This is a genomic window from Paracoccus angustae, assembly GCF_042648745.1.
Classification (GTDB): Bacteria; Pseudomonadota; Alphaproteobacteria; order Rhodobacterales; family Rhodobacteraceae; genus Paracoccus; species Paracoccus angustae.
In genome coordinates, this window is record NZ_JBHRXY010000021.1 from 22,834 (window position 1) to 42,781 (window position 19,948).

22 protein-coding genes and 3 pseudogenes are annotated in these 19,948 nt (G+C 68.9%); 16 read left to right on the forward strand and 9 right to left on the reverse strand.

Translation table 11 applies throughout. The features are described from left to right. Positions 1-73: 73 nt before the first annotated feature. The 6 genes from ACFOM8_RS17195 to ACFOM8_RS17220 all read left to right on the forward strand — a co-directional run bounded on the left by ACFOM8_RS17195 (position 74) and on the right by ACFOM8_RS17220 (position 5,316). Positions 74-247 (forward strand): hypothetical protein, encoded by a 174-nt coding sequence (locus ACFOM8_RS17195; RefSeq protein ID WP_377763343.1) that lies wholly within the window; start codon positions 74-76, stop codon positions 245-247. Between the two features lie 294 nt (positions 248-541). Continuing rightward, a complete protein-coding gene (locus ACFOM8_RS17200) occupies positions 542-1,030 on the forward strand; it encodes a hypothetical protein (protein ID WP_377763344.1) in 489 nt (162 codons plus the stop codon). Between the two features lie 27 nt (positions 1,031-1,057). Continuing rightward, the gene (malQ, locus tag ACFOM8_RS17205) at positions 1,058-2,848 is read left to right on the forward strand and encodes a 4-alpha-glucanotransferase (protein WP_377763346.1); all 1,791 of its coding nucleotides are present in this window, start codon (positions 1,058-1,060) and stop codon (positions 2,846-2,848) included. 218 nt (positions 2,849-3,066) lie between these two features. Continuing rightward, positions 3,067-3,342, forward strand: a complete 276-nt coding sequence (locus ACFOM8_RS17210) for a hypothetical protein (RefSeq protein ID WP_377763347.1) — start codon at positions 3,067-3,069, stop codon at positions 3,340-3,342. 20 nt (positions 3,343-3,362) lie between these two features. After that, a complete protein-coding gene (nadE, locus tag ACFOM8_RS17215; protein ID WP_377763349.1) occupies positions 3,363-4,412 on the forward strand; it encodes an NAD(+) synthase in 1,050 nt (349 codons plus the stop codon). Then, complete coding sequence (locus ACFOM8_RS17220; RefSeq protein ID WP_377763350.1) at positions 4,393-5,316, forward strand: NAD(P)/FAD-dependent oxidoreductase; 924 nt, start codon at positions 4,393-4,395, stop codon at positions 5,314-5,316. Before nadE ends, ACFOM8_RS17220 begins: the two co-directional genes overlap by 20 nt. A gap of 141 nt (positions 5,317-5,457) precedes the next feature. On the opposite strand, the gene ACFOM8_RS17225 is transcribed toward ACFOM8_RS17220, so the two are convergent. The 4 genes from ACFOM8_RS17225 to ACFOM8_RS17240 all read right to left on the reverse strand — a co-directional run bounded on the left by ACFOM8_RS17225 (position 5,458) and on the right by ACFOM8_RS17240 (position 8,707). Further along, a complete protein-coding gene (locus ACFOM8_RS17225) occupies positions 5,458-6,684 on the reverse strand; it encodes an MBL fold metallo-hydrolase (RefSeq protein WP_377763352.1) in 1,227 nt (408 codons plus the stop codon). Positions 6,685-6,722: 38 nt separating this feature from the next. Next, on the reverse strand, positions 6,723-7,451 hold the full coding sequence (locus ACFOM8_RS17230) for a DUF2243 domain-containing protein (RefSeq protein ID WP_377763353.1): 729 nt from the start codon (positions 7,449-7,451) through the stop codon (positions 6,723-6,725). Positions 7,452-7,535: 84 nt separating this feature from the next. Continuing rightward, entirely contained in the window at positions 7,536-8,369 is an 834-nt protein-coding gene (locus ACFOM8_RS17235; RefSeq protein ID WP_377763355.1) for a manganese catalase family protein, read from the reverse strand. A 164-nt stretch (positions 8,370-8,533) separates the two neighbouring features. Further along, a complete protein-coding gene (locus ACFOM8_RS17240) occupies positions 8,534-8,707 on the reverse strand; it encodes a hypothetical protein (RefSeq protein ID WP_377763356.1) in 174 nt (57 codons plus the stop codon). A 431-nt stretch (positions 8,708-9,138) separates the two neighbouring features. Here ACFOM8_RS17240 and ACFOM8_RS17245 point away from each other — a divergent pair. From ACFOM8_RS17245 to ACFOM8_RS17255, 3 genes and pseudogenes are all read left to right on the forward strand, one after another. Next, a pseudogene (locus tag ACFOM8_RS17245) lies at positions 9,139-9,291 on the forward strand (sigma factor); the annotation flags it as partial. A 190-nt stretch (positions 9,292-9,481) separates the two neighbouring features. Continuing rightward, complete coding sequence (locus tag ACFOM8_RS17250) at positions 9,482-9,613, forward strand: sigma factor-like helix-turn-helix DNA-binding protein (RefSeq protein WP_377763358.1); 132 nt, start codon at positions 9,482-9,484, stop codon at positions 9,611-9,613. A gap of 81 nt (positions 9,614-9,694) precedes the next feature. Beyond that, on the forward strand, positions 9,695-9,958 hold the full coding sequence (locus ACFOM8_RS17255; protein ID WP_377763360.1) for a DUF2934 domain-containing protein: 264 nt from the start codon (positions 9,695-9,697) through the stop codon (positions 9,956-9,958). A gap of 53 nt (positions 9,959-10,011) precedes the next feature. Here ACFOM8_RS17255 and ACFOM8_RS17260 read toward each other — a convergent pair whose 3' ends face one another. The 3 genes from ACFOM8_RS17260 to ACFOM8_RS17270 all read right to left on the reverse strand — a co-directional run bounded on the left by ACFOM8_RS17260 (position 10,012) and on the right by ACFOM8_RS17270 (position 13,132). After that, positions 10,012-10,749 carry a DUF4336 domain-containing protein gene (locus ACFOM8_RS17260; protein WP_377763361.1) on the reverse strand — a complete coding sequence of 246 codons (738 nt, stop codon included), beginning with the start codon at positions 10,747-10,749 and terminating at the stop codon, positions 10,012-10,014. After that, positions 10,750-11,727: an SDR family oxidoreductase gene (locus ACFOM8_RS17265; protein WP_377763363.1), complete on the reverse strand. Its 978-nt coding sequence runs from the start codon at positions 11,725-11,727 to the stop codon at positions 10,750-10,752. A 193-nt stretch (positions 11,728-11,920) separates the two neighbouring features. Further along, the gene (locus tag ACFOM8_RS17270) at positions 11,921-13,132 is read right to left on the reverse strand and encodes a replication initiation protein (protein ID WP_377763364.1); all 1,212 of its coding nucleotides are present in this window, start codon (positions 13,130-13,132) and stop codon (positions 11,921-11,923) included. A gap of 512 nt (positions 13,133-13,644) precedes the next feature. On the opposite strand from ACFOM8_RS17270, the gene ACFOM8_RS17275 reads away from it, so the two are divergent. Together ACFOM8_RS17275 and ACFOM8_RS17280 are read left to right on the forward strand one after the other, a co-directional pair. Beyond that, complete coding sequence (locus ACFOM8_RS17275) at positions 13,645-15,048, forward strand: AAA family ATPase (RefSeq protein ID WP_377763365.1); 1,404 nt, start codon at positions 13,645-13,647, stop codon at positions 15,046-15,048. Beyond that, positions 15,041-16,153, forward strand: coding sequence for a ParB/RepB/Spo0J family partition protein (locus tag ACFOM8_RS17280; RefSeq protein WP_377763367.1), 1,113 nt, complete (start codon positions 15,041-15,043; stop codon positions 16,151-16,153). The genes ACFOM8_RS17275 and ACFOM8_RS17280 overlap by 8 nt, the downstream gene beginning before the upstream one ends. 46 nt (positions 16,154-16,199) lie before the next feature. On the opposite strand, the gene ACFOM8_RS17285 is transcribed toward ACFOM8_RS17280, so the two are convergent. Continuing rightward, complete coding sequence (locus ACFOM8_RS17285; RefSeq protein ID WP_377763368.1) at positions 16,200-17,111, reverse strand: recombinase family protein; 912 nt, start codon at positions 17,109-17,111, stop codon at positions 16,200-16,202. Between the two features lie 724 nt (positions 17,112-17,835). On the opposite strand from ACFOM8_RS17285, the gene ACFOM8_RS17290 reads away from it, so the two are divergent. Continuing rightward, positions 17,836-18,138 (forward strand): ABC transporter substrate-binding protein, encoded by a 303-nt coding sequence (locus tag ACFOM8_RS17290; RefSeq protein WP_377763369.1) that lies wholly within the window; start codon positions 17,836-17,838, stop codon positions 18,136-18,138. Here the strand turns inward: ACFOM8_RS17290 and ACFOM8_RS17295 are convergent. Further along, entirely contained in the window at positions 18,024-18,425 is a 402-nt protein-coding gene (locus tag ACFOM8_RS17295) for a phosphoribosyl-AMP cyclohydrolase (RefSeq protein WP_377763370.1), read from the reverse strand. The two genes, ACFOM8_RS17290 and ACFOM8_RS17295, sit on opposite strands and share 115 nt — an antisense overlap. Here ACFOM8_RS17295 and ACFOM8_RS17300 point away from each other — a divergent pair. The 4 genes and pseudogenes from ACFOM8_RS17300 (at position 18,319) to ACFOM8_RS17315 (ending at position 19,894) form a co-directional block, all read left to right on the forward strand. Next, positions 18,319-18,996: a hypothetical protein gene (locus ACFOM8_RS17300; RefSeq protein WP_377763372.1), complete on the forward strand. Its 678-nt coding sequence runs from the start codon at positions 18,319-18,321 to the stop codon at positions 18,994-18,996. The two genes, ACFOM8_RS17295 and ACFOM8_RS17300, sit on opposite strands and share 107 nt — an antisense overlap. Further along, a pseudogene (locus ACFOM8_RS17305) lies at positions 18,993-19,175 on the forward strand (citrate/2-methylcitrate synthase); the annotation flags it as partial. The gene ACFOM8_RS17300 and the pseudogene ACFOM8_RS17305, both read left to right, overlap by 4 nt. Before the next feature lie 26 nt (positions 19,176-19,201). Beyond that, positions 19,202-19,680, forward strand: a pseudogene (locus ACFOM8_RS17310) (IS5 family transposase); the annotation flags it as partial. A 7-nt stretch (positions 19,681-19,687) separates the two neighbouring features. Next, positions 19,688-19,894: a hypothetical protein gene (locus ACFOM8_RS17315; protein ID WP_377763373.1), complete on the forward strand. Its 207-nt coding sequence runs from the start codon at positions 19,688-19,690 to the stop codon at positions 19,892-19,894. Positions 19,895-19,948 lie beyond the last annotated feature (54 nt).

A 19,948-nucleotide genomic window follows, 5' to 3' on the forward strand; every position in this document is an offset into this window, starting at 1 on the left:
ATGCCGCGTTGCGGCATGGCGGGGAAAGGCCCATCTTCACCCTGTCAACCAAGAACAGAAAGCGAGACCCGACATGACCGCCCTCCGCAACGCCATGATCCGCATCCGCGCGTTTCTGGACGTGATGGACGCCGCGATTTCCGCCTCGGCCGCCGTGCGCTCGCACCACGCGCCCGCTGCCGCAGACCTGCGCCGCCTTGGGATCGAGCCGACCGGCGCCGCCCTGGCCGCCATGTCGCGCGCCTGATCCGCGCGGACAGCCTGCCGACCCCGGCCCGCCCCCCGGCGGGCCTTTTGCGTTTCCCGCCCCGGGCGGGCCTGAACGCGCCGCCGCCTCGGCCCCGTCCGGCGCCCGGATGGGCCATGTCCCCCGCCCGCGACGGCATGGCCTGACCCGCGCGGCCGGTCCGAACCGCGGCCCGTCGCCATGGGCGCATGGCGCGGCCCGCCGCGCGGTCCCGGAACAATTTCCCCGCCCGCTTGTTTTTCCTTCCATGCCCGGCCAGCGCAGGCCGGGCCGTCGCAGCAAGGGAGAAGACCCGTGGCGCAGACCTTGGAACACACCGAAGGGGCCGGACGGCCCTCCTTCATCGTGGCGGTGCTTGCCGACCGCGAGGCGGCCGCCGCCGCAGCCCAGGCCTTGCGAAACGCCGGCGTCGAAGACGGCAGCATCCAGGATGCAGGCGGCAGCCCGGCCCATCCCGCCCTGGCCCGCCTGCCCGAGGCCGACCGCCAGGCGGTCTCCTCCGCCGTCGCGGCACACGGGGCGGTGCTGGTCGTGGCCTGCCGGTCGCAGGCCGAACACGACCGCGCCTTGTCCGTCCTGAACCGGCAGGCCGGCGGCTCCATGCCCGCAGCCGACGCCGGCACGGCCCTGCCCGACGGCATCCGGGGAACCACGCGGGACGTGGACTTCACCGAGCCCAAGGAAGAACACGCGGGCCACGGCGACACCTTTTCCGACCGCATGCGCGACCGGTCCCTGGGGCACGGGGCGGGAACAGGCCTTTACATCGTCCACGGCGACTGACGCGCCCTTTTCGCTTCGAGGCTTTCCATGACCGACATCAGGGCGCGGGCGCGCGAGCTTGGCATCCAGCCGGATTACGAAGGCGTCGGCGGCACCCGCCACGAGGTGCCCGACGAGACGCTGGAAAAGCTTGTCGCGGCCTTCGGACCCGCCCCCGCGATGCGCCCTCGGGCGCTGGAGGCCCCCGAGGGCGTGCGCTGCCGCCTGCCCGAAGGCCCTCCGGCCTGGGGGGTGGCGGTGCAGCTTTACCAGATCCGCACGGCGCGGAACTGGGGCATCGGCGACTTCGCCGATCTGGAAACCCTGGCCGCCATCCTGGGCGCGCAGGGGGCCGCCTTTGTCGGCCTCAACCCGCTGCACGCGCTGTTTCTGGCCGACCCGGCGCGGTGCAGCCCCTTCTCGCCCTCGAACCGGCGCTTCCTGAACCCGCTCTACATCGCCGTGGACCGGATCCCCGGCTTTGCCCCCGACATGGCCGACCCCGGCGAGATCGCCCGGTTGCAGGCCACCGATCTGGTGGACTATCCCGCCGTCGCCGCCCTGAAGCTGCGCGCCCTGCGCGCGGCATGGCGGGCCGCGGGGGCGCCCGATGCCAGCGACGCCTTCCGCGGCGGGAACGGGGCCGAACTGGACCGGCACGCCCTGTTCGAAACGCTTTCGGCCCATATGGCGGCCCGGGGACACGGCGCGGGCTGGCGCAGCTGGCCCCCCGCCTGGCAGGATGCCGATGGCCCCGCTGTCACGGCCTTCGCGCGCGACCACGCGCCCGACCTGGCCTTCCACCGCTGGCTTCAGGAACAGGCGGACCTCCAGCTGGCCCGGGCGCAGGACGCCTGCCGGGACGCGGGGATGGGCATCGGCCTTTATCTCGACATCGCGGTCGGAGAGGCGGCGGACGGGTCGGGCAGCTGGGGACGGCCCGATGTGCCGGGCGGCATCCGCATCGGCGCGCCGCCCGATTACTTCAACGAAAAGGGCCAGGACTGGGGGCTTGCGCCCTTGTCGCCTGCCGCGATGGCCGCCACGCGGGCCGCGTCCTTCGAAACGCTGATCGGCGGCGTGATGCGCCGCGCGGGCGCCGTCAGGATCGACCACGCCATGGGCCTGTGGCAGCTGTTCCTGATCCCCGACGGGGCCGACGCCAGCGCCGGAGCCTATGCCCGCTATCCGCTGGACGACATGCTGCGGGCGCTGGCCGCGGCCTCGAACCGGCACGGCGCGGTTGTCATCGGAGAGGATCTGGGCAACGTGCCCCCCGGCTTCCGCGAGATGATGGAGGCGGCGGGCATCCTGTCCTATCGGATCCTGTTCTTTGAACGCGACGGAGTCGCCTTTGTCCCGCCCCAGGACTACCCGACGAACGCGCTGGCCTGCATGTCCACGCATGACCTGCCGACCTTTCAGGGATGGTGGCGCGGCGACGATGTGCGGCTGCGCCAGGAATTCGCCCTTGTCAGCGAGGACACGGGCCGCGAGCAGGCCGAAGCCCGCCCCGCCGAACGGCAGGCCCTGCTCCGCGCCCTGGGCGACGCGGGCCTGCTGCCGCGGGAACAGGACGCGCCCGGGGGCGAGGCCGCGCCGCTGGCCGTGGTGGTGGCCGCGCACCGCTATCTGGCGCGCACGCCTTGCCGCCTGATGGCCGTGCGGCTCGAGGATCTGGCGGGCGAGATCCGCCCCGTGAACCTGCCCAGCACCCAGGACGAATACCCCAACTGGCGTCCCAAGCTGGCCCTGGCCCTGGACGACGTGGTGGCAGGCGACACCTTCCGCGCCATCGTCGGGGGCATCCGGTCCGAACGGCCCGGAGGCGCGGGTTGATCCATGTTCAAGCTCTTTTTCGCGGAACAGAGGCGCCGACCGGCGGGTTCAGCGATACCGGATCCCCTGCTTGGCGGATCCCCTGCAAAGGACGATCACTCATGGCCGATCCCGCACGCGACGTCTTTCCCGACGGGTGGCGCAACGCCCATGCCAGGCAAAGGCAGGCCCACCCGATCAGGCGCCCGCGACCGAGCGGGCCCGGGCATGATCCCCGGATGTCCGTTCTGCCGGACTTCCCGGAAAAATCCGCGTCGGGGGTCAGGACCACGATGCCGTTCTTCGCCTGCGCGCCTTCCGGGTTCGCGGCCTGCGCCGCGCCGGTCACGGCGGCAGAACCGGCGGCAGAACCGGCGGGCCGGACAACCGCCATTCCGCTGCTGCGGCGGAACCCGGGCATGAAACATGCCATGGCCGCCATCGGGGCCGGCCTGCCCCCTGCCGTCCGCCAGCATGTCGCCCCGTCGGGCAGCGCCGCGCGCGCCGACTTCTGAAACAGGCCAAGGAGGGTCCGATGCCGTATTCCGAAATCCTGGCCTTGTCGCGCCAGTCCGCCGCCGGGGGGCTGTCCCCCTGGTTCGACGCCCGCCTCAAGGCGCAGATCGACGCGGGCCTTTTCCTGGAGGAAGACCGGCTGGCCCGGGTGCGTGACCGGATCGCCGGGCAGCTTGCCGATTACCGGACCCAGGCCGGGGTCGGCACCGCGGTTCTGGGCATGTCGGGGGGCGTCGATTCCGCGCTGACGGCGGCGCTGTTCAAGCGGGCGGGCTGGCGGGTGATCGGCTTCACCTTGCCGATCCGCCAGGATCCCATCGAGACCGAACGCGGGGCCGAGGCCTGCGAGGCCCTGGGCCTGGAGCATCTGCACCTGGATCTGTCCCCGGAATACGAGGCGATGGTGGCGGCCCTTGGCCGGATCGACGAGGCGATGCCCGGGTCGGACGACACCCCGGCCCGGACGCGGCGGGGCAACCTGCGCGCCCGGCTGCGGATGATCACGCTTTACGACCAGGCGCACCGCTTTGGCGGCATCGTCGCCAGCACCGACAACTTTTCCGAACTCTGCGCGGGCTTCTGGACGCTGCATGGCGACGTGGGCGATCTGGCGCCGGTGCAGGGCCTGATCAAGTCCTGGGAAATTCCCTGGCTGGCCCGGGACGTCGGCGTGCCGGAAAAGACCTGGCGGGCCAAGCCCACCGACGGGTTGGGCATCGGCGGCGGCGACGAGGCGCAGATCGGCGCGACCTATCTGGAATGGGACATCGCCGTGTTCGCCATCGCCGAGGCCTTGGGGCGCGATCCGCGACTCGCCGCCAAGGCGGTGGCCAACCCGCTGGCCGAGACGCTGGCCGAGGCGCTGGACATGGGCGGGGACGATCACGCGCGCCGGATCCTGGGCACCGTGCTGGCGCGGCTGCGCATGACCTGGCACAAGCGCGTCAATCCGATCCGCTTCGATCACCCCCTGGCGGACCGCTTTGCCCTGATCGACCGGACCGACGAGGCCCTGTTCCGGCCCTCGGTCCTGCGCCAGCAGGAATCCCATGGCGACCGGAACCTTTGACTGCGCCGTTGTCGGAGGCGGTCCGGCGGGAATGACGGCGGCGATCTATCTGGCGCGCTTCCGGCGGCGGGTGGTGCTGATCGACGGCGGGGAAAGCCGCGCCTCGCTGATCCCGCGGTCCCACAACCATCCGGGCTATCCCGACGGGATCCACGGCGACGACCTGCTGGACCGGATGCGCCAGCAGATGAACAGGTTCGGCGTGTCCGTTTTGCGCGGCAAGGCCACGGACATCGCGCGGCTTCCGAACGGCGGCTTCGCGATCGCGGCGGGGCAGGCCCTTGCGGCGGATCACGTAATCCTGGCCACCGGATCGCGCGACCGCCTGCCGCCCCTGGACGGCGCGCTGGATCATGCCCGCCGGGGCCTGTTGCGCCAATGTCCGATCTGCGACGCCTACGAGCTGACCGGCCAGCCCGTGGCCGTGATCGGCGCGGGCGACTGCGCGGCGGGCGAGGCGCTGTTTCTGCGCCATTACACGCCCGACATCGCCCTTTTGACGCTGGGCGACGAACTGACCGTCGCCGCCCCGGTCCGGGAAAAGCTGGAAAAGGCCGGCGTGCGGATCGTCACGGACCCCGCCGCCGACTGGGAGTTCGGCGAAGGGGGCGTCGGCGTCACCCTTGGCGGCGGTCCGGTCCGGTTCCGCGCGGTTTATTCCGGCCTGGGGATCGACCCGCAGAACAGCCTGGCCCGCCGCCTGGGCCTGGATCTGGCCAAGGACGGCCGCATCACCACGGACGCGCACCAGGAAACATCCGTGCCCAGGGTCTTTGCGGCGGGGGACGTGGTGACCGGGCTGAACCAGATCGCCGTCGCCATGGCCCAGGCCGAGATCGCCGCGACCCGCGTCCACAACCTGCTGCGCGTGCGCGAGGACCGCTGCCTGGCGGACAGCCTTTAGCGGCCCCGCCCGGACGGACGCCGTTTCATTTCCGCGCAAGGGCGGCCGCCTCGACCGTTTTCCCGGACATCCGCGATCGCCGACCCGCTTTCCCGCAGCACCGCGGGCGGCATCGGGCCCTTGCGGGTGAACAGGCCCCGGTCATGGATCGGCCCCGCCGCGACCATCCCGCGCGCCCGGATCACGCGGAAAGCGCGGCGCGTGATCCGAACCCGGCGGCAGGGCGGACGCATAGCGGCTGTCGGGCGGCAGGCCGAGAGCGGCGAAACCGTCCGCCAGCCGGTCCAGCGCGGCCTGGAACCCCGGCCCCGCCAGCGCGGGGCCGTGGCCCGCGATCATCGCGCGCGGGCGAAGCGCGGCCAGCCGCCGGACCGAATTCCCGGCCGCCTGCCAGTCGGTGGTGAAATAGGCGGGCGGTCCTTGCAGCCTGGGGATCTGCAAGGCGGCGCTTGCCGCGGATTCCTGCCGGGTGGCGCTGATCGCGTCGCCCGCGACCAGCCTGCCCGTGGCCTCGTGCCAGAACGAGACATGGCCCGGCGTGTGGCCGGGCGTATGGATCCAGCGCCAGCCGTCCAGACCGGGGACAAGTCCGTCGGGCGGCAGGTCCGCCAGCCGGTCCGCGATGTCGATCGGCCCGCGCGGGAACAAGGGCGAGAGTTCCGCCATCAACCCGCCGCCGACCTCGGGCGCGGGCGGGGGATAGGACCGGCTGCCGTCCAGAAAGGGCCGTTCCGCGGGATGGGCCAGAACGGGCGCGTCCCATTCGCGGGCCAGTTGTTCCAGCGCGCCCACATGGTCGAAATGGCCGTGGGTCAGCAGAATGGCGGCGGGCCGCGCCGATCCAAAGCGCGCCCGCGCCGCCGCGCGGATAAAGGACGCGGCACCGGCGATCCCCGCATCGACCAGAAACCAGGCGCGGTCCCCCGCCCCCGGCGCGCCGATAAAGGCCAGGTTCACGATGCCGCAGCGCAGGCGCATCAGGTCGGGGCCGATGGTTGCGGCGGCGACCGTGGCGCCGGGGGGCAGCGGAATGCCCTGCGGCCCCTCGGGGCTGGTCAGGGCGGCGGCGGCCAGCGAAAAGCCGCCGTATCCGGTCAGGAAAGCGCGCGGGCCGGGCCTTTCCTCGCGCAGCCCCGCCGCCAGGCAGGCGGCCCCCTGCGCGGCGTCCAGCATCCGGTGCCGGTCCAGGTCGATGCCCCTGCCCTGGCCCCGGCTGTACCGGGTGGCCAACGAATAGGCGGCCACGCCCAGACCGGCCAGCGCCAACGGGCGCGACAGGCGCGCGGGCCAGCGCAGCGCGCGCGGCAGCAGAACCAGCGTCGCCGCCGAGACCGCGTCAAGCGCCGCGTGCAGGCGGGGCGGGATCATGGGGTGTCTCCGGTGGTCGGGGTCATGGCGAGTTCCTTTCAAACCTTTGTCCAGGCGAAGCAGCCGGGGGGCGTGCCCGCGCCGCTGACCAGCAGGGCTCCGGCGAGGTAAAGCGGCCAAGGGTTGCCGTCCCCTAGCCGCGCCACCGTCACCTGCGACAGGGGATCCATCCAGACCACCTGGGCGTCGCCAAGGCCGGCGTGGGCCAGGGCGTCCTCGGGGTGGACGCCCGGGGCGAAGACGATGGTGGCGAAGGGCTGCCCTTCGGGCGGCTGCGCGGCCCAGATCCCGCCAAGCGCCGCAATCGCCCCCAGCACCGAGACAAGCACAGCGGGCGGCGGTCCGCCCCGTCCGGGGCGGCGCAGCAGCCGCCAGCCGATCAGGATCGGAACCAGCCCGAAGCCTGCCATCCAGCCCAGATCCCAGGCCAGCGGCGCCGGGCTGTCCAGCCTGATCCGGTGGATGCCCAAAAGCCAGTGCGACAGCAGCGCATCGACGACATGCCAGGCCCCGAAGCCCGCCAGCACCATCCCCAGCGTCGCGGCCGCCGCCGCGGCCTGCCCCCGCGCCCGCCACAATCCCCACAACGCCAGCGCGGCCAGCCCGTACATCAGCGCGTGGAAATACCCGTCCCACAGGATCTGCACCCGCAGGTCGACCATGCCGGGCACCAGGCTGAGCAGATGGTGCCATTGCAGGATCTGGTGCAAAAGGATGCCGTCGAAGAACCCGCCGAGCGCGAAGCCCAGAAGGCCTGACCAGCGCATCCACGCGGACCGTGCCGCAGACCGTGCCATTGTCCCCTCCCCCGGATGGAAAAGGCCCGCCGGTCTGTCCGGCGGGCCCTGGAATCAGCCGGCGATCTGTTCGGACTGCGCGCCGCTGTTCGGCTTGGCCATTCCCAGGTCCGGCTTCTGGTCGGACGGTTGCAGCTTGCCCGTGGTGAAGGTGCCCTTGCCGTCGATGGACGGCCCTTCGCCCCAGCGGCCCGGGACGGGCGCGCTGCCGTCCGCCTGAAAGCCCAGATAGGCATACGAGAACTCGGTCTTTTCCTCGGCCTGCGGATGGCTGTTGGGGATCGGAAAGGCGCCGGTCATGCCGCCCAGCTCCTCAAGCGCCGCAAGCCACTGGTTCTGGTGCATGGTGTCGCGCGCGATCAGGTATTGCAGCATGTCCTTCATGCCCGCGTCGCTTGTCATGTTGTAAAGGCGCACGGCCAGGGTCCGCCCGGTCGATTCCGCGGCGACGTTGGCGGTCATGTCGGCGGCGATGTTGCCGCTGGCATAGATGTGGGACATGTCGAAGGGCACGCCGTCGCTGTCCACCGGCATCGCCGACAGCCCCGCCGAAAGCAGGTTCTTGAGGTTCATGCCCCCCATCACGGCGGCCACGGCGCGGTCGCCCGCCGCCATTTCCTCCTTCATCGACAAGGGGGCGCCTTCCAGGTTCATGGCCACGGCGGTCGCCAGCATCTCGATATGGCCCAGCTCCTCGGCCGCGGTGTTCATCAGCAGGTCGCGGAACTTGGGGTTGCCGCGCGCGCCGCAGGCCTGGAAGAAATACTGCATTGCCACCCGGATCTCGCCCTCGACCCCGCCGATGGCTTGCTGAAGGGCACGGGCGAACAGCGGATCGGGGGACTCGACCCGGACGGGATATTGCAGCTTGTTGTCGGTGTAGAACATCGAAAAACTCCGGCTTTGGATGAAAGACCAGCCTGCGGCCGCGGGCGGTGTCGACCCGCAAGCCTCGTGCCGGCTGTCCGGCATGGGAACCATGCAGGCGCGCGATTGTTCCCCGGGCAATGTCGGGGCAACCTTTATCAACCGCGCGGCCTCCGCGGCCGCCTTCAGTTGTCGCGGCGCGGGCGGGCCTCGTCCAGGGCGTCGTCCAGGGCGGTTTTCAGCCGTTCGGCCAGCAGCTTCAGCCGGGGCGGGATCGGCTGCCTGGCGGTGTCGGCTAGAAGATCGGCGATGCCGGGGTCAAGCTCGGGCAAGGTGCCGTCGTCGTCGCTGCTGGTCATGGTTCCGGCCTTCAAGCTGCCCTTCGGGGCATGGCGGGCGCGGATGACGATGTGCTCCGCGGCCTGATCGTTTCTAGGCCAAGCTCCGCCCCCTGGAAACCACAAGATGCCGAGGCCTGTTGTTTTTTCCCGCCGGGCGGGAACAATGGCGCGGGAACCCGGTTTAGAACGCCGCCACCTGCCCGGCCACCCGCCCGGAGGATCCATGCGCAAGACCCTTGTCCCGTCGCTGCGCCGCGCTCATCGCCGCCCGGCCCGCCCGGGCATGGCACGGCCGTCGGCCTGCCGTCCCAAGAACGCCCCGGCGCAGGTCAGATCGCATGGCTGATCGGACGGGTTCCCTGGATTTCGCGCCTTCCGCCCTTGCCAGACAGGCCCCCGCGCATCCGGCGCTTGCCCTGGCCCCGTCCGGCGGCGCGCCCGCCCCGGGGATGTCCGACGACATCCTGGATTACCTGCCCGCGCTTCGGGCCTTTGCGCGGGGCTTGTGCCGGGGGGCGCAGGATCCCGACGACCTGGTGCAGGAAACCCTGCTGCGGGCCATCGAATACGCCGGCACCTACCGGCCCGGCACGAACCTGCGCGCCTGGCTGTTCACCATCATGCGCAGCCGGTTCTACAACGATTGCCGCCGCGCGGGGCGCGAAACGACCGGCCGGACTGACTGCGTGTCGGTTCTGCCGAAAAGCCAGCCCACCCAGGAATGGCACCTGCGCCGCAAGGAGCTGATGCGCGCCCTGGACCGGCTGCCCCCCCCATTACCGCGAGGCGCTGGTGCTGATCTCGGTCCTGGGGGAAAGCTATGTCGGTGCGGCGGACATCATGAATTGCGACATCGGCACGATCAAAAGCCGCGTCAGCCGCGCCCGCGGCATCCTGCGCGGGATGCTGGCCCCCGACTTCTGACGGGAAAACCGGGACGCGTCCGCCTGGAACATTCCGCCCCGTCGATTGTTGCGCGCCTGGATGTCCATCGGAGGAGACGACATGACCACCCGACGCGAAGACCAGATCCGGCAGCGGGCTCATCAGCTGTGGGAAGAACAGGGCCGCCCGGAAGGCCAGCATGAGGAACACTGGCGGCAGGCCAGTTCCGAGATCGGCGACGACGGCGACGACGGCATGGGCGGCGACACCCCCCCGTCCCCGCACCTGCAAGAGGATCCGCCCGAAGGCGACCGCGGCACCATCGAATCGGAGCTGGCCCGGCGCCAGTATGACGATCTGGAAAACGGCAAGGGCCAGGGCTGACCCGGACGGTGGCGGGGACGCGGCCGCCGCCCCCCCGCCGCCGCCCGAGCCGGTCAGCCCGCCAGCCAGCGCAGCGAACGTTCCAGCAACGCGGCCCCGTCGCGGTCGAACCAGCGGCCATGGGCAAAGATCACCCGCTCGGGACGGGTTTCGACGAGCCGCCGCCCCGCCTCGCGCGCGGGCTTTCCGCCCAGCCTGACAACGGCGCGCAGATAGGCGGGCGCGCGGCCGTCGGGCGCCAGCACGCCCGCCGCCGCCGCGAAGGGCCGCAAGACCAAGGGCAGCTTGCGCGCCTCCAGGTTCTGCACCAGATCGGCAAGGATCAGCGTCCGGCTGGCCCGGTGATGCAGCGCGACCTCGCAGAACCCGCCCGCGCCCGGCACCGCGATGGGGTCCAGATCCGGCGGCCAGCCCGGCGCGTCGCTGCTGCCCAGGTCGCGGTCCAGGCGCAGGCCGGATTTCCTGACCTGCGCGCGGTCTCGCAGGCCCGGCGCGGCCCAGGTCACGGCCTCGGGCAAGTCGCGCTGCCAGTCCTTCAGAAAGGTCCAATGCGCGACGTTGGGCGCTACCAGGTGGCGGATCGGGCCGATCTCCTCGATCCGCCGGCGCAGATCGGGCGTCAGGCGCGCGGGGGAATGGATCAGGGTGTCGCCCGTGGACAGGCGGATCACGGTTGACCGGACCGGGATCGGGATCACCCCCATGGCCTTCATCGGGCCGCTGTCCACGATCCAGACATCGGCGGCGACGGGCTTCGGCACGTCCAGCGGCGGATAGGCGGCATCGGCCATCTAGCGCCGTCCCCGCAGCGCCACGGCAAGGATCGCGACCGCCCCCAGACCAAGCGCCAGGCCCGCCGCGCCCGTCCGCTGCGCGGGCGCGCGCAGCCCGTCGTCGATGCCGCCCGCCCGGGCCGGGGGCCGGAACAGGGTGCCCGTGTCGATGGGGGCGTCGGGCGCACGGCGGAAATAGCCTTCCAGAAACAGCGCCATGGCCCGCGTCGTCAACCCGGGCGAGATCGCGTGACCCAGCCGGATCAGCGCGGTGGGGGCGCCGATCATCGTGGTGGGCTTCGGCCGCCCGGCCAGCCGCACGATGGCGCGGGCCACCCGGCGCGCGTCCAGCACCGGCGGCGGGGCCGACAGCTTTTTCCCGGTATAGTTCGCCCCGTGCGCGATGCCCGGCGTATCGACAAAGGACGGGTACACGTCGCAGACATGGATGTCCTTGTGGTGGATCAGCTCGCCCCGCAGCGCCTCGGCAAAGCCGCGCAGCCCGAACTTGCTGGCGCTATAGGCCGCCGCGAAGGGCGTCGCCGCAAAGCCGCCCAGCGAGATCATGTTGACGAAGACCCCCCGCCCCTGCTGCAAGAAGATCGGCAGAACGGCATGGGCATCGTTCATGTGCCCGATCAGGTTGGCCCGGATCACCTGCTCGTGCGCCTCGATCGGCACCTCGTGAAAGGCGCCGACCGCGCCGGTGCCGACATTGCTGACCCAGACATCAACGCCGCCGCCGAATTCCGCCGCCTGCCGGGCAACCTCGGTCATGGCCATGGCGTCCGTCACGTCGGCGGCCAGCGCCAGCGTCTCGGCCCCCAGGTCGCGGCAACCGTCCGCGACCTCCTCGATGGCGCCGAGGTCGCGCGCCACCAGAACCAGCCGCGCCCCCTGGCGGGCGAAAGCCTCGGCCGTGGCCTGCCCGATCCCGCTCGAGGCGCCGGTGACGACCACCGTCGCCCCCCGCATTCCGTCCGCAACCCTGTTCATCCGTCGATGCCCCGCCCTTGTGACCTGCTGCTGAACGGCGGGCCGGACGCAATGTTCCACCGGGCACCGCGCGACCGGCCAGAGTTCGCCAGGCTGCCTGGAACATCCTTGCGCCGGATCGGTTGTGGGCGGCCGGTCCGGCAGCGGAGCCCTCTCTCCTCCGGTCATCCCGCCGTCGGGCCGGCGCCCTCCGCTAGCCGTCGATCCCCTCGAACAGGCCCGGCGCCATGTCGCGCCAGAACTGCGCGACGCGCGTGGCGTTCAGCGGCGACATCCAGCCATGCCGCTCGAAGTCGTCGCGCAGCCGCGCGTCGGGAAGCTGGCTCATGAACAGCCGCCGGTCGGCGTCGCGCTGCGTGGGCGTGCGCGCCTTCACCGCCTCGAGGATCCGGCGCAGGCGTTCCGCCCGGGGCGAGGGCGAGGGCGGGGGCGGGGACGAGGCCGCGGACTGGGGCGCGGGCAAGGCGGGCGCGCCCCCTGCCCCCTCGCCGTCCAGCGCCGCGCTGAGATAGCCGATGCGGCTGCGCACCCCCTCCTTCGCCTCGACATAGGCGAGCTTGGCCAGAACCTGCTCCTCGCCATGGGCGGTCAGCCATTGCCGGGCCAGCCGGTCGCTGACGCCGAGCGCGCGCAGCCGGGCATAAACCGGACCGTGCCGCGCGCCCTCGCCGTTGTCGATGTCCAGGATCGCCAGTTGCGGGTTTTCCTTGATGCGAAAGCGGATGTCGGTGACGGCCCGGCCCATCTTCTTCGTGTCAGGCGTCACGATGATATTGCTGGTGCGGTTCACCTCGGCCACGGCGGGCTTGATGATCTTGGCGTTCAGGTGCTTGAAGGTCTCGTAATAGGCCGAGCCCTCCACCCCCATCAGCCGCCGGAACAGATCGAGCGGCCACCAGCCCGTCGATCCCGTTCTGACGAAGCGGTAGCAGTTTTCATACAAGGCCAGGGCGTGCCCGCTGGTGAAGCGGCGCTGGATGTTGAGGTTGATCAGCGCAAAGACCTTGGGATCGTGCAGCTTTTCGGCAAGCGCCGGGGAATAGGCGTATTCGCAGACGCCCCCCTTCAGCTTGGCATAGGACAAAAGGCTGCTGACGCCCCATTCCTGCTGGCCCTTCTCGTCCAGCATGTCCCACTCGGCCACCGTCTCGGCCAGGCCGCGCAGCGACTGCTTCAGCGTGTCCATGTCGTTCGAATTGTAGCCGATCATCAGGCACAGGGTGCGGGCGTCGATCTGGTGGCGCGCGCTGCTGGTCAGCGTGTCATAGGCGTTGAGCAGCAGCACGTTCGACAGCTTACGCTGCAACAGCGTCAGCTTGCCCGACACATGGATCGCCGCCACGTGCTTCTTGACCGCGCCCCGGCGCAGCGCGCCGGTCAGCTGGTCCCTGGGAATGTCGTCCATCGGCTCTGCCCCGTTTTTCCGCCATTATGACGCAGAAGGTACCCGGGGACAACCGCGCCCCGGGCACCAAGGCAAGGCGTTCTTTGCCCGCGCGCCATCCCGGAAACGGACACCCATGGCCCCGGGCAGCGTCCAAAGGCACCCGTTTCCGGGACGCGCCTGCCGCTTTTCCGCCTGTTCGGGCGCTTGCAAGGGCCTGATTCGGCCCTGAACGCCCGTTTCCCGCGAATCGGCGCCGCTTGTCCCGGAATCGGGTGCCACCGATCCCGTGAACGGGTGCCATCCGGCCTGTAAAAGGGCACCGAGTCGGAATTAAGTCATTGTTTTTACATTATGATTTCATCCGTAAAGATCCTTAAAGAATCAAAGATCCCCTAAAATCAGGACGCTTTTTTCAGAACATTGGGGGGATTTCGCCGCGAAACCTGCCTTGCGCGATTCCCATGAACCGGCTCATGTGCAATAGATTGCGAAAACGTCGCGTCCAAGCAGCACATCGCCGAGAGTGTAACATGTCATCAGGCAAAGATCCCCTGCCCCCCTATTTCAACATAGACCCCGCCCGTGCGGCGAAGCGGCTGTCGGACCCCATCGACACCGCCCGATTCGCCAAGGCCGCGGCCTTTGCCGCCCGGGGGCGCCAGGACCTGGCCGAACGCGGCTATGCGCCCGACGGCCAGAAACGCCTGCGCCGCTTTTCCACCTGGGAGATCTGCCGCTATCTGATCCCCGTGGCCCCGGCCCATTTCCGCCGCGTGCTGCGCAAGTTCCCCGACCTGCCCCAGGGCACGGGCGAGGGCAATTCGAAATGGTTCAGCCTGGAGGACGTGCTGCGCCTGCGCGACCATTTCGCCGCGGAAGGCGCGGCCGGGCGCGAATACCGTCCCTGGCGCCCCGAGGGGATGCCCGCCAAGACCATCGCGGTGGCGAACTTCAAGGGCGGCGTCGGCAAGACCTCGACCGCGGCGCATCTGGCCATGTCCGCGGCTCTGGACGGCTACAAGGTGCTGGTGATCGACCTCGACAGCCAGGGCAGCCTCACCTCGATCATGGGCGGGCGGGTGGCCGACGAATGGTCCACGGCCTTTCCGCTGATCGCCAAGGATTACGCCCTGGCCCTTCAGGAGGAGAACCGGGTGCGCGAGGCCGCGGGCCAGTCCCCCCTGCCCTTCGACGAGACCCTGACCGAGGCGCTAAAGGTCACGGCCCGCGACATCATCCAGCCGACCCACTGGCCCAACATCGACCTTCTGGGCGCGCAGCTCAACCTTTACTGGGCCGAATTCCAGGTGCCGGTCTGGCGCATGGGCCTGCGCGGCTGGCCCTTGTGGGACGCGCTTGGCAACGCGCTCGGCAACGACCGCATCGTCGAGGATTACGACATCATCATCCTCGATACGCCGCCCGCGCTTGGCTATCTCACGATCAACGCGCTGGCGGCGGCCGACATCCTGCTGGTGCCGCTGGGCGCGTCGTTTCTGGAATTCGACTCGACCGGGCGGTTCTTCGACATGCTCTACTCGACCTTCGCCAGCGTCGAGGAAGGCGAGAACGCCGCCCGTCGCCGGGACGGCCTGCCCGAGATGAAGTTCGAATGGGACGCGGTGCGGGCCATCATCACCCGCTTCGACGCGGCCCAGCAGACCGACTTGGCCAACGTGATCCAGGCCTATTTCGGCGATTTCATGACCACCTTCCGCCAGGAGGTGACGGCCATGGTCGGCCAGGCCGGCGAGCAGGTGAACGGCATCTACGAGGCGGATTACCGCGAATTCAACCGCGACACCTATGTCCGCGGCCGCGAGACCTTTGATCGCACCTGGGCCGAGGTGAAGGAACTGATCCTGGGCACCTGGTGGCGCGACATGCAGATGGAACAATCCGAACTGGCCGGGAAGGAGAAGGCCCATGGTTAAGCGCAGGCGGCTGGAAACCCCCAGCAACGACGACCTGACCCGGATAGAGGAACAGTTTCGCCGCGAAACCCTCGGGCGTCCGTCCCTGGGTCCGGGGATGGCGCCGATCGCGCAGGTGGCCGCCGAAAGCGCATCGCTGGCCACCACCGGCGACGGCGAGGTCCGGGCCGCGCGGCTGCGCGACCAGGCCGATGCCGAACGGCTGCGCCAGGCCGAAGGGCAGGGGCTTCTTATCGCCGAACTGCCGGTCGACCGCATCGACGAAGGGGCGATGATTCGCGACCGCATGGTGATGAACGAGGGCGAGATGCAGGAATTGCGCCTGTCCATCGCCGCCAACGGCCTGCGCCTGCCCATCGAGGTTTTCGAGCTTGGCGGCGCGGGCGGGCAGGGGCCGCGTTACGGCCTTTTGTCTGGCTACCGCCGCCTTCATGCGGTCCGCGCCCTTCGCGACCTGACGCGGGACGCGAAGTATGACCATATCCGCGCCCTGGTCCGCCCCCGAACCCAGGCCGACGCGGCCTTTGTCGCGATGGTCGAGGAAAACGAAGTCCGCGAGGAGCTCAGCCATTTCGAACGCGGCCGCATCGCGGTGATCGCCGCGAACCAGGGCGCGTTCGCCAATGTCGAGGATGCCGTGAACCGACTGTTTTCCACCGGATCCAAGGCCAAGCGGTCCAAGGTCCGGTCCTTCGCCCTGATCTTCGAGGAACTGGGCGACATGCTGCGTTTCCCCGAGGCCCTGACCGAAAAGCGCGGGCTGCGCCTGTCGGCGGCCCTGCGCAACGGGGCCGAGGCGCGGCTGCGCAAGGCCTTGTCGGGCGTTTCCCCTGACGATGCCGAGGAAGAATGGCAGTTGCTTGAGCCCCTGCTGGCGCAATTGGAGGACGCGCCGCGCAGCCCCGCCCGCGGCGGCCGGCCGCGCGGCAAGGCCATCGTCCAGCAGGGCTGGATCGACGACCTGACGATCCGAACCGCCAGCGGCATTACCATCCGTCGCGCCCGCGACGGCAATGCCCATGTCCTGCGGCTGGAAGGACGGGCGCTGGACAGCGATTTGATGGACAGCCTGATGGTCGAAATCCAGGCCCTGCTGGAGCGTTAGGTTTCGCCGCGAAACGGGTGGCGACCTTGCTTCCGAAGCGGGTGGGCTAGGGCAGGGGGCGGGTCCGTTCCTCGCCCGTGCCGCCGATTATCCCTTGCCTTTCGGCCCGTTGCAGCAGCAGCCTGACGGTCGAGGGGAACCATCTGGTGTTGCCGCGCGGCGTCCTTTCGCGCATCTGCTCCAGCCGGGCGGCGATGCCTGCCAGCGTCAGGTCGGGATCGGCATGGCGCATTCCCGCCACGATCGCCAGCAGCCGGTCGTCCGCGTCGCGGCGGGGCGCCCGTTCCAGCACCGTGGCGGGCAAGAGCCCGTCGCGGACATAGCGGCGGGCGGCGCGCTTCAGCCGCTCCACCGACCAGGGCTGGCCGGTGCGGGCCTGGACCAGCCGGGCCAGGTCGTCCCAGGGCATCGCGGGGCGGTGGCGGCGGACCATGGGCAGCCATCCCTCGGCCGAGGCCTCGAGCTTGCGAAAATAGGTTTCATCGCGTGCCACCCGCAGTTTGCGGATCGCCTCGCGGTCGCCCGCCCGCAGGGCCGGATTGCCGCCGATGCGGCCCTGCGCGCGGGCCGAACGCAGCCCGGCCCTGGTGCGCTCGCGGATCAGCGCGCGCTCGAACTCGGCCACTGCGCCCATCACCTGCAACGAGAAGCGGCCCTGCGGCGTGGCCGTGTCGATGGGGTCGCCCAGCGAGCGGAAATGCGCACCCCTGGCCTCCAGCGTCTCGATCACCTGAAGGAGGTGGGACAGAGACCGCGCCAGCCGGTCGAGCCGCACCACCACCAGCGTGTCGCCCGTCCGGACCTGGGCCAGAAGCCGCGCAAGGGCAGGGCGGCTGCGGTCGGCGCCCGAGGCATGTTCTTCGTGGATGCTGGCGCAGCCTGCCTCGCGCAGTTCCTCTAACTGCGGGTCGAGGGTCTGCTCGCCGGTGGAAACACGGGCATAACCGATCAGCGGCATGGAGGGCTCCGGGTTGGGGACGCTTCAGAGACGGATATACACAATCGAAATGCATCATAAAACGGTCGTTTGGTGACGAGTTTAATGCGAGGAATTCTTGTTTGCTGCTCTACTAGAGAGGGGCAGGGGGCTGAACATCGCCCCTGCAGTGCTTTGCAAAGATAGGAGATTCCCACGCAGGAAGGCCTATTGGGCGTCTTTTCAGACGTCTCAACGCCTTATGGCTGCCCATCATCCAGACTGCTGACAAACAAGCCCTTATCAACTGGCAATACAGTAGGTCATGAACCAGCGTGTGATCCGCAAAATAGTCTCATTTTGCGGGCAACAATCTACAAACTTCAGAAATTAAGGGGATAAATTAGGTTACTAGAAATTTGGCGGGCATCGAGATTGTAAACATGATCAGCAAGACCAGTTCAGGCCCGAGCTGGGTCCTGCGCCGCAATTTGTTCTCAGGCCGCTCGATGTCTTCGATGTCTTCGTTGATGAGCTGGGGCTCCGGCTCTCGGCGGTCCGCAGCATACGCCCCGAAATCCACGTCGCACCATGGCGCTTGGCTGGGAGAACCAACTCAACAAAAAGAACTTGCGTAACGAGAATAGTAATAAAATAACATAACGCCAATCTGAGGATATACCGATGCGCTCTCAACTGCTTGCTTCCGCGGCCATGGTCGTGGCCTTCTCTTGCAGCGCTTGCCAACGACGGCGTCGCCGATGTGGTGGCTCCGTTCGAAATCAAGGACGCCGATCCTGTTACCGGCGGCAAATTCTTCATCAAGATGGACATTGCGGAAACGCTGGTGAACGCGGATGCGGAAGGCCGCTTGACGCCGGGGCTGGCGACCGACTGGCATGTTTCCGATGATGGGCTGGAATGGCGCTTTGCCCTGCGGCAGGGGGTGACATTTCACGACGGCAGCGCCTTCACGGCTGAGGCGGCCTCCAAGGCACTGAATGTCGCGCGCGCCAAGCCGGGCCTGCTGGAAACCGCGCCGATCGGCCCCAACGGAACCGCGCGGTAGAAACAGGACCGGTAGCCGACATGGCAACTGGCCCCGCCGGCAATCCTGACCCGCAGCCAGACGGCATCCTGATCGTCGTCGATCCGCATTTCGGCAATGGTTTGGACCAGCCCGCTGGTCGCACCCTTGTGCCACAGCGTCTTGCGCGAACGGCTCCAGTAATGCGCTTGGCCAGTCTGGATGGACAGGCGCAGCGCCTCGGCATTCATGACGCCCACCCTGCGCGACGATCTGCTGGTCGAGGTGCGCCGCCTGGGCGATCTGTCCCGGATCGACAGCATCGTCATCCACACCAGCCATCACACCCACAACGTGATCGGGACCGGCGCCAACGATCCTCAGAAGATGGATCCCAAAGCCAGCCGCGAGACGCTGGACCACTCGATCATGTACATCTTTGCCGTGGCGCTGGAGGATGGCGGCTGGCACCACGAGGCCTCCTACGCTCCGGACCGCGCGGCCCGCCCTGAGACCGTGGCCTTGTGGCACAAGATCAGCACGGTCGAGGATCCGGAATGGACCCGCCGCTATCATGCCCGCGACCCAAGGGAAAAGGCCTTCGGCGGGCGCGTCGTCATCACCTTGACGGACGGCCGCGTGATCGAGGACAGCCTGGCCCTGGCCGATGCCCACCCGGACGGTGCCCGTCCCTTCGTCCGTCGGAACTATGTCGAGAAGTTCCTGACCCTGTCGGACGGGATCATCGACCCCGCCGAGCAGCAGCGGTTCCTGGCCGCAGCCGAAGCCCTGGCCGACCTGAAGGCGGGCGATCTGGCGCAACTGAACTTCGCCGTGTCCACCGACCGGCTGGGTGCCCCGCGCCCCCACGGCATCTTCGATTTTGGAGGTGAAGCATGAGCGGTTCCGTCACCCTGCCCAAGAAGTCGGTCGCCCTGTCCGGGGTGGTCGCGGGAAACACCGCGCTGTGCAGCGTCGGCCAGACCGGCAACGACCTGCATTACCGCGGCTATGACATCCTCGACCTGGCCGAGCATGCCGAATACGAGGAGGTTGCCCACCTGCTGATCCACGGCAGCCTGCCCGATGCCGCCGAACTGGCCGCCTACAAGGCCATCATCAGGCAGCGGGCGCTAAAGGGGAACTCCGCGACAGGGTTTCGGCCGCTCAAGAGGTGGCTTCACGACCAAGATCCACCTCCTCGTCAATGCTGCAGGGCTGCCCATGAGGACCGAGATCACCGCGGGGCAAACCTCTGACTATCTTGGCTTCGATCTGGTCATGGCCGAAAACCTGCCCGCCCTAAGCGTCTTGCTAGCCGACCGAGGCTATGGCGCTGACAGCATTCGAAAATCCATGGATAAACGCAACGTCTTGCCCGTCATCCCCATGCGCAAGTCACGCAAGAAGCGCGTCGGCGTCGACCGAGCCTTGTATCGTCTGCGCAACTTGGTCGAACGGTGCTTCAACAAGTTGAAGAACGCCCGCCGTGTCGCCACCCGCTACGACAAGACTGCCGAGAGCTTCCTGGCCTTCATCGACATCACGTCGATCCGTCTCTGGCTGCGTCATTTGTCAACATAACCTAGCCATGATCGACATTCATAGCCTGCTTGCCCGCCGCAAACCCGGCCATGCGCTTGAACAGCCCTTCTATACCTCGCCCGAGATGTACCAACTGGATTTGGAAACCATCTTCTATCGCGAATGGCTGTTTGCCATTCCAGCGGCGCAACTGGTCAAAGCGGGCAGCTATGCGACGCTGAAGGTCGGCGTGTTAATTTCCACCCAGAAGTGACCCAGGTTTTCCATCGAGAACTGACCCACCTTTGATTATGGTTTTTGGGTCATT